We start from the raw sequence: 13,072 nt of genomic DNA on the forward strand, positions 1-13,072 counted from the left end.
CTCCTGGTGGGAAAAGTCGACAGAAGATCACCGAGGTTCGAGAATCGTCGCCAGGTCGAGTCGAGGGAGGTCGGGGGATGGGTGCCGAGATCGGTCGACGGGGGTTCCTGGTGGTGGCCGGGTTGTTGGGGCTTTCCGCGTGCGGGTCGGACACCGGGCGCGGCGGTTCCGGGGACGGGACGCTGCGGCACTGGTACCACGCGTACGGGGAGGACGGCGTCCAGGACGCCGTGCGCCGGTACGCCGCCGCGTACCCGGGGGCGAAGGTCGAGGTGCAGTGGAACCCCGGCGACTACGACTCCAAGGTCGTCACCGCGTTGCAGAACAGCGCGGTGCCGGACGTGTTCGAGGCCCAGGTCAAGGTCGACTGGGTGCGGCAGAAGCAGGTCGTGCCGCTCGACGACCTCCTCGGCGACACCCGCGACGACTTCGTCCGGAGCCTGCTCGACTCCCAAACGGTCGACGGACGGCTCTACGGCATCCCGCAGGCCATCGACACGCAGGTCCTGTACTACCGCCCGAGCCTCCTGAGCAAGGCGGGCGTGACCCCGCCCCGGACCGTCGACGAGCTGATCGACGCCGCGAAACGCGTCAACGCCGGTGGGGTTCGCGGGTTCTTCGCCGGAAACGACGGTGGTGTCAACGTTCTCACCGCGCCGCTGCTGTGGTCCGCCGGGCTGGACTTCCTCTCCGCCGACGGGAAGGCCCCCGGCTTCGACGACCCGCGCGCCGCCACCGTTTTCGGCAAACTGCGGGAACTGCACCAGAGCGGCGCCCTGCTGCTCGGCGCGCCCACCGACTGGTCCGACCCCGGGGCCTTCGTCGACGGGCTCACCGCGATGCAGTGGACGGGCCTGTGGAACCTGCCGAAGATCCGCGCGGCGCACGGCGACGACATCGGCGTCCTGCCGTTCCCGCGCCTCGACTCGCGGGGGGCGGAGTCGGTGCCGGTCGGCGCGTACAGCGCGATGGTGAACGCGCGCAGTGGGAACGTGGACGCCGCCAAGGCGTACGTCAAGTGGTTGTGGGTCGAGAAAACCGAGTACCAGACCGAGTTCGCCACCGCGTTCGGCGCCCACCTGCCCGCCCGGCGCTCGCTCGCCGCCAAGACCGGGGACGGGCCCGCCAAGGACGTCGTCGGGTTCGTCACCGAGGGCGGCCGGATCGCCAACCCGGCCCGCTGGTCCTCGCGCGCCAACACCGCGCTGACCGACGCCGTGTCCCGGATCGCCCGCGAGGGCGCCGAACCCACGGGGGAGTTGCGCGCGGCCCTCCAGACGGCCCGGGACGAGATCGCGCGGCTCGACCGGTGAGGCGCGGCCGCGAGGCGCTCACCTTCTGGCTGTTCGTCGGCCCCTTCGCCGCCGGGCTGCTGTTGTTCACCTACGTGCCGATCGGCTGGAGCGCCTACCTCAGCCTCTTCGACGCGCACAACACCGTCGCGCCAACGGAGTTCGTCGGGTTCGACAACTACGTCGACGTCCTCACCGATCGCGCGTTCCTCGACAGCCTGGGCACGTTCACGGTCTTCGCGGCGTTCATCATCCCGACCACGGTCGTGCTGTCGCTCGGGTTGGCGTTGCTGGTGAACAGGATTCCCATAGCGCAGGTGTTCTTCCGGTCGGTGTTCTTCCTGCCGTTCGCGTGCTCGTACGTGGTCGCCGCGCTGATCTGGAAGATGTCGCTGTTCTCCGGAGTGGACAGTGGCGTGGCGAACACCGTGCTCGGCTGGTTCGGTGTCGAGCCGCAGGCGTGGGTCGGCACCGTGGACCCGCCGCTGTACTGGGTCGTGCTGGTGACGGTCCGGTTGTGGCTGCAACTCGGCTTCTACATGATCCTGTTCATCGCCGCGCTGCAACGGATCCCGCGCCACCTCTACGAAGCGGCCTGGATCGACGGCGCCTCGCCGGGGTGGCAGACGTTCCGGTACATCACGCTGCCCGGCCTGCGCGGTGCCCTGGTCGCCGTCCTCACCCTGAACCTGATCAACGCCTACCAGGCGTTCGACGAGTTCTACAACGTCCTCGGCGACTCGCGGGGGTACGCGCCGTTCGCCCGGCCGCCGCTGGTGTACCTGTACTACAACTCGTTGGGCTCGGGCGGGCAGGACCTGGGGCGGGGGAGCGCGGGCGCGCTCGTGCTGGCCCTGGTGATCGCGCTGGCGACCCTGTTGTCCGGCAAGGTCTCGCGGAGGCGGCGGTGACTCGGATCGCGCACTGGGTGGTGCTGGCCCTGGCGGTGGCGGTGTTCCTGCTGCCCTTCGCCGTCCTGCTCCGGGACGGGATCGGCGCGGACTGGTCGACGGTCGCGGACCTGTTCTCCGACAAGGAACTCATGTTCACCCGGAGCCTGGTCAACTCGACCGTGGTCGCGGTGCTGCAAACCGCCGGTCAGGTCGTGCTGTGCTCGCTGGCGGGCTACGGCCTCGCGCGGGTGCGGTACCGGCACGCGCCAGTCGTGCTGTACGCGGTGATGGCGACGCTGATGGTGCCCACGGCGGTGACGTTCGTACCGAGCTTCGTGGTCGTCTCCAGCCTGGGCTGGCTCTCCGACTTCCGCGGCCTCGTGGTCCCCGGCCTCTTCAGCGCGCTGAACGTGTTCCTCTTCCGCCAGTTCTTCCTCGACTTCCCGGTCGCCCTGGAGGAAGCGGGCCGCCTCGACGGCCTCTCCCGCTGGGGCGTCTACTGGCGGGTGGTGGTGCCGAACGCCACGGGGTTCGTCGCCGCCATCGCGGTCATCGACTTCATCGGCAGCTGGAACCAGTTCCTGTGGCCGCTGCTGATCGCCCAGGACTCGGACACGTGGACGATCCAGGTCGCCCTGTCGAGCCTGCTGACCGCGCAGAACCCCCGCGTCACACTCCTGTTCGCCGCCGCGGCCGTGTCCATCCTGCCCATCGTGCTGGTCTTCGCCGTCGCCCAGCGCTACCTCGTCCGCGGCGTCACCGAAACCGGTCTAACCGGACAGTGACCGCGAGCACCGGCCCGGACCGGGTCGGCGTCAAGGTCACGCTGCTGACCATCAACGCCGACGACAACGCCTACAAGGTCCGCATCGACACGCGGCCGGAGGGCCGCTACCGCAACGCGGACGGCAGCCTCCGCACGCCGCTGCGGTTCACCCTCGACGAGATCGGCGGCGACCACACCACCGAACTCGCCGAGGGCCAGTGGATGCCCCTGCGCGAGGCCACCCTCACCGCCGACGGCGACACCTCGCTGTACCCGTTCGACACCCACCACATCCCGCTGGAGATCGCGATCACCGACGAGCGCGGCGAGCCGGTCCCGATCACCGTCGACCTGCGCGCGGGCCTGGCTCCGGGAGGCCCGCAACTCCACTGAGGACTAGGGCCGGGGGTCAGGCGAGCAGGTACTCGGTGGAAGCGCCCCCGACGCGGTCGCAGTTGGTCGTGGACCGCGTGCTGGAGTACGTGAAACCGGAAGGCACGCTGCACGCCCACAGGCCGGCGGTCGGGGTCTTCAACGTGTACGCGACGCCCGTCCCGCCGAACCGGCAGTCCGAGGACTCGCGAACCAGGGTGTACGTCCACCCCGGCGGGACGCTGCACGTCCGCTTGCCGTCGGCGGGGGCGACGACGTAGTACAGCGGTTCGCACACCGGCGGCGGCATCGGGCGCGCGGTGGCCCAGGTCCAGCCCGCCGGGACGCGGCACGACCAGCCCTCGGCCTCGCCCTGGGCGGACGCGGACGCGGGTGCGGCCAGGGTCATGGTCGCGAGCAGTGCGGCCGCGACGGCGAACAGCGGCCGTCTGCGGAGAATCTTGTTGAGCATCAAGGGTTTCCATCCTCGAAGGGTGCCGTGCCGACCACGGGACCGGACAAGCAGAGCACCCCGGCGGCACCGCGATCATCGCCCAAAAGACTGACGCTCGGGCCGTTGACCGGCGGCGCACCGTCGCGTTGGGCCGGAGGGCGCAACGCCGCTGGGCTGGTGTCACCCGACCGTGGTGCCCCGGAGAGAGCAACCGGCCCGCGCGCGGTCCTCGCGGGGTGTCGGGGTTGGGCGGTCACGGTGAACCGCCCCGCACCGTGGGGTGGTCACCGCCGAACCGCGCAACCGGCGACCCGGCTGTCGCGATGGAACCGAGTGGCCCGGATTGTCGACCCGTGGAGGTTCTGTCGTGGATGTCCCATCACGCCGCAGGGGGCGAGCCCTCGCCGCGGTGACCTTGCTGGCGGTTCCCCTGCTGGTCGTCTCGACCCCGGCCACAGCGGCGCCCGGTGACCCCCTCGCACCGAGGGTGGTCTTCGCCGAGGACTTCGAGAACGGCCAGGGCTCGGGCGTCATCTGGGTCGACGACTACACCGGACCCGCGCCCCTCGCGCAGACCTACCGCGTCGACCCGGTCTGGCTGACCTCGTGCAACGGCATCATCGCCTCCGCGCTCAACCAGGCGACCGACCCGCCCGGCGCGGGCTGCGGCGGGTGGTGGCCGCGCGTCCGCGACCTGGCCCGGGTGCTCGGTGACCACGCCGACGGCACCGGTGCCACCAACCACGCCGTCACCGCGTACACCCACACCAACCCCGGCGCGGGCCGCACCCAGCTGGAGACCGTCACCCCGATCCCGCTGACCGCGACCAACCGGTTCGTGGCGTTCTCCGTGGACGTCGCCGAGCAGAACTGCTACGCCGACCACGCCCGCTACGCCTTCTACCTGCTCGACGGCACCACCGCCGTCCCCGCGTTCCAGCGCCCGATCACCCCGTGCGAGGACGCCACGACCGTCGTCGACGCGACCTCCGTCGGCACCTTCCACAGCGACGCCCCCGTGCTGTTCAGCGGCACGTCGGTCGGCCTGCGGCTGGTCAACCAGCAGCCCAGCGGCAACGGCAACGACAGCGCCTTCGACAACATCCGGGTGCTCGACGTGACCCCGCGCCTCGACGTCGCCTACGACCCGGGCGCCATCCAGGTCGGCGGCACGTCCGCGCTGACGCTGACGGTCACCAACACCAGCGAGCTGAGCAAGAAGGCGGGCTGGTCGTTCACCCTCGACCTGCCACCCGGCGTGGCACCGGCGGGCCCGGCCACCACGACCTGCGCCGACACCGCCCTCGACCCGGCGACCGGCGACTTCCGCCTGCGCGCCACCGGCACCATCCCGGCGGGCGCCGCCTCCTGCGCGGTCACCGTCCCGGTCCGCCCGGAGACCGTCGGCACCTACACGACCTGCGCCGCCGACGTCGGCCCGCTGATCGGCCTCGACCCGCCCGGCTGCTCGACGCTGACCGTCACGGCGCCGCCGTACACCTACGACGCCCACGCCTACGGCGCCCGCGTGTCCACCCTGCTCGCCGCGCTGCCGCCGGTGTCCCCGGCCGACCTCACCTGCGCCACCGACCCGGCCACCCGCACCAGCCACCTCGTGGGCGCCCCGCTCCCGGTCGGCTCGGTATCCACAATGGACAACGAGGCGGTCGGCACCACCGGCGCCGACGGCCTCCGCACCGCTCGCGCCACCGCCCGCACCGCCTCGCTCAGCCTCGTCGGCGGGCTGATCACCGCCGACGAACTCCGCGCCGAGGCCGTGGCCACGACGACGCCGACGGGCGCGGTCACCACCTCCGGCACCAGCACCCTGTCCAACCTCCGCGTGGCGGGCGTGCCGATCGTGCCGCTGAAGAACCTCAACATCACCATCCCCCTCGTCGGCACGGTGACCACGAACGAACAACTACCAACCGCCAACGGCATCTCCGTCAACGCCCTCCACATCAGACTGATCGCCGGAACCGACATCACCATCGGCCACGCCCGGGCTGCCCTCTACACCCCCGGCGCCCCCTGCAACCTGTAACCCGGCCGGCAGCGCGGGGCTCCATCCCCGCGCCGCCGAGGGTTTCCCGCGACTACGCACTCGGGCGACGGGAAACCCGTTGAAGCCCAACGCACCCGCAAGGCACTCTCACCACATGCTGTTCATCAACTTCCGCGTCGGCGACGGCCAGGACAAGGCCGCCTGGCTGGACGCGGCACTCTCCGGTGTGCTCGGCCCAGACCAGGTCTTCCGCTCCAGCGGTCCATCGATGTCGGGCACGAATACCCGCCGATCCTGTGGAACGCGGTGAAGACCTGCGACGCGATGCTCGTGGTGATCGGCGACCGGTGGCTGTCCGAGTTCGGCGCGCGCCTGTTCGACCCGGACGACATCGTGCGGCGGGAGATCGCCACCGTGCTCGCGGCGGGGAAACCGGTCATCCCCATCCTTGAAGACAGCGGTCGCATGCACGGCGCGGACCAGTTGCCGCCCGACCTCGCGTCCCTGGCCGTCCGCCAGTACGTCCGCCTCACCTACCGCGACGCGCACGCCCTCCCCGGCTTGGTGGATCGCCTCATCACCGCCGCCCCGGCGCTGGGCGTCGGGGTCCGCGAAGGGATCGAGGACCTGGCCGCGTGGCACCGCGAGCGCGTCGCGGCGACCGCGCTGCCCGAGGGTCTTGCCCTGCTGGGCCGCGCGGAGGTCGCCGATCGGTTGCGGTCGTGGCTGGCCGGTTCACCAGGGACCCTCGTCCTCCAAGGCCAGACGACGGACGAGGTCGCCGAGTTCGCCGCAGTGGTCCTCGGTCCCGCGTCCCGCGCGGTGCGCGTCACCTCGCGGGCCGGGTGGGAGCACGCGGCCAAGATCCCGCGGTCGTTCCCGGCGGTCGTGGTGAGCGATGACGTCCTCGTCGGCCACAACCAGAACCAGCGGCACGTGCTCATCGCCCAAGACGCGTTCGTCCGCCGCGCCGATGGGCTGACACTGCCGCGTGTCCCCAGGGACCTGGCCCGGGACGCCTTCCTGGCCGCCGGAACGCCACCGCACCTGGCCGACGAGTACGCGGGATTGGCCAGGCGGAGCCAACGCGCCCTCATGCGCAGGCTCATGCCGAGCAGGTCACGCCCACCGTGGGCGCAGGACTCCGCGATCGCGACCCCGCTCGCGCTCATCGGTCGCTGGCCCGCCACCAATGCCGTCGATCACGAGATCATCGGGCGCGTCACCGGGCACGACTACCCGGCCGTCGACCGCTTCCTCGCCGCGAACGCCACCTCCTCGGACCCACTGGTCCACCGCAGCGGCTCCCGTTGGCAACTCGCCGACCCGTTCGACGCCTGGTCCCAACTGGTGTCCCGGATGACCGGCACCGACCTGGCGCGGTTCGCCGACGCCGCGGCCGAGGTGCTCGGCGAGGTGGACCCGGTGCTCTCGCTCCCCGAGGGGGAGGCGTTCACCGCCGGGCTGCGGGACATCCGGCGGCGCTGGTCCGACGACCTGCGCCAAGGCATCGCCGAAGGCTTGGCGCGCCTGGGTGACACCGGGGCCGTGGCGGGCGACACGGGCGAGAACCACGCGTCCCGGATCGTCGGCGCGCTGCTGCGCGAGGCGAACGACGACCGGACCGGCCTGCTCTGGCGTTCGCTCGCCGACGTGCTGCCGCTGCTGGCGGAAGCCGCGCCCGGAGTCTTCCTCGACGCTGTCCGTGCGGGGACACGGGCGCCGGATCCCTTGCTCCGCCTGATATTCGACGACGGCGTGGCGGGACACCACTCCCCGCACTCCGGGCTGCTCTGGGCATTGGAGACCCTCGCCTGGTCGGCGGATCACCGCTCGCTCGCGACCCTGTCGGTCGCGCGGCTGGCCGAGATCGATCCGGGTGGCCGCCTGGCGAACCGCCCGTCCAACACCTTGGCGAGCCTGCTCACGGCAGCGCCGATCAGCCCCATCCCGGTCGAGGGTCGCTCGGCCTTGATCAACCAGGTGCGCAAGCGCTACCCCGAGGTGGGCTGGCGACTCCTCGACGACCTGACCCGCCACGGCGGGTTCCTGGCCCACCCGGCGCGTCCCCGCGTCCGGCAGGACTGGGCCAGCGCGGAGTCCGCCGCACCGGACGGGTTGACCGCGTACGGGGCGGCACTGCTCGACGCCATCGAGGCCGATCTGATCACCGACCCACGCCGCTGGGCGGACTACCTGCCCAGGGTTGCCCGGTTCCCCGAAAGCTGGCGCGAGCGGCTCCTGGGTGCCCTCGAGAACGCCTCTCTCAGCCCACTCCACCAGCACGAGCTGGGCGAGCTGTGGACCCAGGTGACGACGATCCTCAACCGCGCCATCGACGGTGACGCTGAACCCAAACACCGCACGCCTGCCGAGGTGGAGCGCCTGACGCTCTTCGCCAAGCGGATCGAACCCGTCGCGGACCCGACCAGGCACGCCTGGTTGTTCTCCTGGCACCCCGCCTTGCCGGGAGTTGACCGGACCGATCATGAGGCCCACCACGCGGCGGTGGACGCCCGCAGGCAAGAGGTCGTCGCTGAGGTGTTCGACCACCAAGGGTTCGAGGGCCTGGCGCGCTTGGCGGAGGCAAGTACGCGGGGTGATTCCGTCGGGTGGGCGCTGGCGCGGGTGACGGGCGACGCCGCGCGCGAAGAGGTCTTCAACGTCCTTGGCAGCGAGTTGGCGGAGGGCTGGGTTCGTTGCCGCGCCCGTGTCGGTGGTGCCGAATGGTGCGCGGAAGTCGTCGACAGCGTTCCTGATGACGTCTCGCGCCGTGTGGCGTTCCTGCTGGCGGTGCCCGTGGACTGGGCGTACGAGCGGGTGGCGGCGGAAAGCGAGGAGACCCGACAGCGCTTCTGGGAGATCACCCCGGCTTACCCGTTCCCCACGGGGGCGGTTGAGGGATACCTCGCCAAGATCCTCGGAGCCTGCCGCGCCGGTGCGGCCATCGACGGCCTGGTCATGGTGCTGCACGACCACAACAGTTCGTGGCGCCCTCCGGTGGAGTTCGTGGTTGCCACCTTCCAGGCACTCGTGGACGCCCCGGGCACAGCGCGGCCCGACATCTCCTACGAACTGGAGAGGCTTCTGGCGTACCTGCGCGAGACCGACTGCGCCGCGCGCGAAATCGTCCGGTGGGAGGTGATGTTCGCGGGCCTGTTCCACGACTGGCAGCCCCAGACGCTGCTCGACTTGATCTCCGGCGATGCCTCCGCCTTCGTCGAACTGCACCAGTTCCGCTACCTCCCGAACGGAAAGCTGAACCCCGACGCCACGGGTTTCTACCTGACCGCCGAGCGGATGCGCCGCGTCCCCGGCCACCGAGACGACGTCGTGGACGGGAAGTTCCTGCACGGCTGGGTCTCCGCGGCGCGGGAGCTCCTCCTCCAGGCAAACCTTCGAAAGAGCGGTGACCGGTCCATCGGGGCGCTGATCTCGGCAGGTCCCGTCGGCGCCGACGGGGCTTGGCCTGCGGAGGCGATCCGCGACGTCCTGGACCTGGAGGACGCCGACGAGATCCGCATCGGCTTCCTGACCGGCATGAGCAACGACATCGGCATGACGACCCGAGGCGTGTACGACGGCGGGCAGCAGGAGCGGGCCTCAGCCGCGAAGTACCTGGCCTGGGCCGCCGACGTCGAACTCGACTGGCCGCACACCGCGCGGGTCCTCCGCGACCACGCCGAGTCCCTGCGCGCGCAGGGCAGGCACTGGGACAGGGAGGCGGAGGACGACCACGACGAGTGACTACCCCGCGTGCTCGAAGGTGTCGGGGACGTCGAGGGTGGCGGCCACCAGCGAGCGCGTGTAGGGGTGGGTGGGGGAGGAGAGCACGGCGTCCGCCGTGCCCTTCTCCACGACTCGGCCCTGGTTGAGGACGGTGACGGTGTCGGCGATGCTTCGGACGACAGCCAGGTCGTGCGTCACGAAGATCATCGACAGGCCCTCCGCCAGGAGGGAGCGGAGGAGTTCGACCACCGCGGCCTGGACCGAGACGTCCAGGGCGGAGGTGATCTCGTCGCAGATGAGCAGCTTGGGTCGGCAGACGAGGGCTCGGGCGATGGCCACGCGTTGGCGTTGGCCGCCGGAGAGTTCGGCGGGGTAGCGGTTCGCGAGGTGGGTGGGGATCTCGACGCGGTCCAGGGCCTCGTGGGCACGCCGTCGGGCTTCGGTGCCCTTCAGGCCGAAGTAGTGCCTGAGCGGAACCAGGAGACTGCTCTCGACAGTCCGCTGTGGACTGAGTGAGCCGTACGGGTTCTGGAAGACGTACTGCAACTCCCGCCGCAGGTCCTTGTCGCGCCGAGGAGCGAGCACCTGGCCGTCGAAAACAATCTTCCCTTCCTGCTCCTCGTGCAAGCCCACCAGACACCGCGACATCGTCGTCTTCCCACTGCCCGACTCACCCACCAACGCCAGGCACTCGCCCCGCGCCAGGCCGAAGGACACCTCGAACAGGGTCTGTCGACCGCCGTACCCCGCGTTCAACCCGGACACCGTCAGAATCTCGTCGCCGGAGAACGGGGGAGCCGCATCGACGACAACGGCAGGCCGGGGTGACCGCGCCACCTCCGCCGTCCGCCAGCACCGCGCCAACGTCCCCGACGGAACCTCGACCAACGGCGGACGCGACGAGCACTCCTCCGCCGCGTGCGCGCACCGCGGCGCGAACACGCACCCCGACCGGTCCGCGCCGATCCCCGGCGCCCGGCCCGGGATCGGCACCAGCCGGTGCCGGTGGGTCGACGACGGCACCGCGGCCAGCAGGGCCCGGGTGTACGGGTGCGCCGCGCGGGCCAACGACCCGTGCTCCACCACCTCGCCCCCGTACACCACCAGCACCCGGTCCGCGACCTCCGCCACCACCGCCAGGTCGTGCGAGACGTAGATCGCCGCCAGGTCCCGCGACCGGCACAGCTCCCGCACCACCTCCAGCACCCGCGCCTGCGTCGACACGTCCAGGCCGGTCGTCGGCTCGTCCAGCACGATCAACCGGGGACCCGGCGCGACCGCCATCGCGATGGCCACCCGCTGCTGCTGGCCCCCCGACAGCTGCCGGGGCCGCCGCCGCAGGAAGGCGTCGTCGCCGGGCAGCCCGACCGCCTCCAGCAACGACCGGACCCGGGCCAGCGCCTCCCGCCGGGGCAACCGCAGTCCCTCGGTCAGCTGCGTCGCCAGGCTCAGGCTCGGGTTCAACGCCGTCGCCGGGTCCTGCGGCACGTACGCGACCCTGCTTCCCCTGGCGCGCCGCAACTCCTTCTCCGGCAGGGCGAGCAGGTCGACGTCATCGACCACCACCCGGCCGCCCGTGATCGTCGCGCCCTTGCGCGCGAAACCCAGCAACGCCAACGCGAGCGTGCTCTTGCCCGACCCGGACTCGCCGACCACGCCCAGCACCGAGCCCCTGGCCAGCTCGAACCCGATGTCCCGGACGATGTCGTGCCCCGTGGCGTCCGCCCGGACCGTGACACCGGAAACCTCGACCTCCACGTCACACCCTCCCTTCCGTGCGGCCGACGGTCCGCGCGACGGACTCGGCGACCAGGTTGCCGCCCAAGGCCATCATCAGGATCAACGCGATCGGCGCCAGGACCGGCAGCGGCGCCACCGACAGCCCGTCCTGGTTCTCACCCACCATCAGCCCCCAGTCCGCGGCGGGCGGCGCGATGCCGAAACCCAGGTAGCTCAACGACGCGATGGCCGACACCGCCCACACCAGCCGCGTCCCGGCCTCCACCATCAGCGGCGAGGTCACCCCCGGCAGCACCTCGCGCAGCAGGATCCGCCCGGCGGGCAACCCGTTCACCCGCGCCCACAGCACGTAGTCGCTGCCGACAACGGGAATCGCCGCGCCGCGCAGCACCCGCGACACGCCCGGCACGAACGCCACACCGACCAGCGCCGACGTCAACACCGTGCTGCGGCCGAGCATCGACACGAACAGCAGCACGAAGATGATCTCCGGGAAGCTCAGCAGCACGTCCATCGCCCGCATGAGCACCGCGTCGACCGCGCCACCCCGGTACGCGGCCGTGAGCCCGACCAGAGACCCGAGCACGACCCCGATCCCCGCCGCGAGGACCGCCATCCAGGTCAGGTTGACCCCACCGTCGAGCAAGCGGCTCAGCACGTCCCGACCGAGGATGTCGGTCCCCAGCGGGAAAGCCCCGCTCGGGTCCGCCAGCGGCGGCCCGACGATCGCGTCGTACGGGTGCGGAGCGAACACCGGCCCCAGCACCACCACGAGCGCGACCACACCGAGCAGGCCCACCCCCAGACGGGCCCGCCCGGTGCGCGCGGCCCGACCCAGCACCGAAGTACTCACCGCGACCTCCCCAGTGTCGTGAACACATCCGCCAGCAGGTTGAACACGTAGTACGCCGTGGCCAGCACCAGCACGCACGCCTGCATCACCGGCAGGTCGTGGGCGTTGACCGCACTCACCAACTCCGTCCCCAGCCCCGGGTACGAGTACACGTACTCGACCACCACGACGCCCGTGATCGTCACCGCCGCGACCAGGCTCGCCGCCGGGAGGCTCGCCGCGACCGCGTTGGGCAGCGCGTGCCGGAACAGCACCCGGCGCCCGCTGAGCCCCTTGAGCACCGCCATCTGCGCGTACTCGCTGTCCATCGCGTCGATGAACGACGCCCGCACGAGCCGCCCCAGGTACATGACGCCCATCAGCGTCAGCGTGGTCACCGGCAGCACGAGTTCGGCCGGGTGCCACCACGGCAGGTCGCCGGGCGGGATGTTCGACACCCCCGGCAGCACCCTGAACACCGACGTCGCGAAGAACGCGATCAGCAGCATGCCGACGACGAACGCGGGCAGCGCGGTGAACAGCGACGACACCGCCACAAAAGCCCTGTCCGGCAGGCTGTCCCGCTGGTACGCGGTGAACACGCCGATGAGCACCGACAGCGGCAGGATCAGGGCCATCGACATCAGGCCCAGGGTGAACGAGTTGAGCACGCGGGGCGCGAGGATGTCCGCCACCGGCCTGCCGTTGTCCAACGACGTCCCCAGGTCGCCGCCGAGCACACCGGTGAGCCAGTGCCAGTACTGCGCCACGAGCGGCCGGTCCAACCCGAGCCGCCCCCGCAGGTCGGCCACCTGCGCCGCCGTCGCGTCCTTGCCGAGGATGATCCGCGCGATGTCCCCGGGCAGCGCCTGCGTCACCAGGAACAGCAGCACCGACACCAGGAACAGCACCAGCAGGCCGACAGCCAGGCGCCCCAGCAGCCACCGGGTCGGCGAACCCCGGCGCGGCGCGGTCGACGAGGCCAC

11 protein-coding genes are annotated in these 13,072 nt (G+C 71.4%); 7 read left to right on the forward strand and 4 right to left on the reverse strand.

From position 1 onward, the window contains the following. Positions 1 to 77 precede the first annotated feature (77 nt). The 4 genes from CLV40_RS12325 to CLV40_RS12340 are packed head-to-tail and all read left to right on the forward strand — an operon-like array spanning position 78 to position 3,344. Positions 78 to 1,313 (forward strand): ABC transporter substrate-binding protein, encoded by a 1,236-nt coding sequence (locus tag CLV40_RS12325; protein ID WP_104478984.1) that lies wholly within the window; start codon positions 78 to 80, stop codon positions 1,311 to 1,313. Next, positions 1,310 to 2,203 carry a carbohydrate ABC transporter permease gene (locus CLV40_RS12330; protein WP_104478985.1) on the forward strand — a complete coding sequence of 298 codons (894 nt, stop codon included), beginning with the start codon at positions 1,310 to 1,312 and terminating at the stop codon, positions 2,201 to 2,203. The genes CLV40_RS12325 and CLV40_RS12330 overlap by 4 nt, the downstream gene beginning before the upstream one ends. Continuing rightward, the gene (locus CLV40_RS12335; protein ID WP_374065063.1) at positions 2,200 to 2,970 is read left to right on the forward strand and encodes a carbohydrate ABC transporter permease; all 771 of its coding nucleotides are present in this window, start codon (positions 2,200 to 2,202) and stop codon (positions 2,968 to 2,970) included. Before CLV40_RS12330 ends, CLV40_RS12335 begins: the two co-directional genes overlap by 4 nt. Beyond that, on the forward strand, positions 2,967 to 3,344 hold the full coding sequence (locus CLV40_RS12340) for a DUF4436 family protein (RefSeq protein WP_104478986.1): 378 nt from the start codon (positions 2,967 to 2,969) through the stop codon (positions 3,342 to 3,344). The genes CLV40_RS12335 and CLV40_RS12340 overlap by 4 nt, the downstream gene beginning before the upstream one ends. A 16-nt stretch (positions 3,345 to 3,360) precedes the next feature. Here the strand turns inward: CLV40_RS12340 and CLV40_RS12345 are convergent, their stop codons facing one another. Beyond that, positions 3,361 to 3,795, reverse strand: a complete 435-nt coding sequence (locus tag CLV40_RS12345; RefSeq protein WP_104478987.1) for a hypothetical protein — start codon at positions 3,793 to 3,795, stop codon at positions 3,361 to 3,363. A 349-nt stretch (positions 3,796 to 4,144) separates the two neighbouring features. Between CLV40_RS12345 and CLV40_RS12350 the strand changes: the two genes are divergently transcribed. The 3 genes from CLV40_RS12350 to CLV40_RS12355 all read left to right on the forward strand — a co-directional run bounded on the left by CLV40_RS12350 (position 4,145) and on the right by CLV40_RS12355 (position 9,532). Beyond that, the gene (locus CLV40_RS12350; protein ID WP_146108008.1) at positions 4,145 to 5,824 is read left to right on the forward strand and encodes a choice-of-anchor P family protein; all 1,680 of its coding nucleotides are present in this window, start codon (positions 4,145 to 4,147) and stop codon (positions 5,822 to 5,824) included. Positions 5,825 to 5,939: 115 nt separating this feature from the next. Continuing rightward, positions 5,940 to 6,095, forward strand: a complete 156-nt coding sequence (locus CLV40_RS37950; RefSeq protein ID WP_181043459.1) for a hypothetical protein — start codon at positions 5,940 to 5,942, stop codon at positions 6,093 to 6,095. Further along, positions 6,092 to 9,532 (forward strand): hypothetical protein, encoded by a 3,441-nt coding sequence (locus CLV40_RS12355; protein ID WP_104478989.1) that lies wholly within the window; start codon positions 6,092 to 6,094, stop codon positions 9,530 to 9,532. The genes CLV40_RS37950 and CLV40_RS12355 overlap by 4 nt, the downstream gene beginning before the upstream one ends. Here CLV40_RS12355 and CLV40_RS12360 read toward each other — a convergent pair whose 3' ends face one another. Genes CLV40_RS12360 through CLV40_RS12370 form a run of 3 tightly spaced genes read right to left on the reverse strand, consistent with a single transcriptional unit; the run spans position 9,533 to position 13,072 of the window. After that, positions 9,533 to 11,272 (reverse strand): dipeptide ABC transporter ATP-binding protein, encoded by a 1,740-nt coding sequence (locus CLV40_RS12360; RefSeq protein ID WP_104478990.1) that lies wholly within the window; start codon positions 11,270 to 11,272, stop codon positions 9,533 to 9,535. 1 nt (position 11,273) lies between these two features. Next, positions 11,274 to 12,107, reverse strand: a complete 834-nt coding sequence (locus CLV40_RS12365; protein ID WP_104478991.1) for an ABC transporter permease — start codon at positions 12,105 to 12,107, stop codon at positions 11,274 to 11,276. After that, entirely contained in the window at positions 12,104 to 13,072 is a 969-nt protein-coding gene (locus CLV40_RS12370) for an ABC transporter permease (RefSeq protein WP_104478992.1), read from the reverse strand. The genes CLV40_RS12365 and CLV40_RS12370 overlap by 4 nt, the downstream gene beginning before the upstream one ends.

Origin of the sequence: Actinokineospora auranticolor, from assembly GCF_002934265.1 — a bacterium.
Taxonomy (GTDB): Bacteria; Actinomycetota; Actinomycetes; order Mycobacteriales; family Pseudonocardiaceae; genus Actinokineospora; species Actinokineospora auranticolor.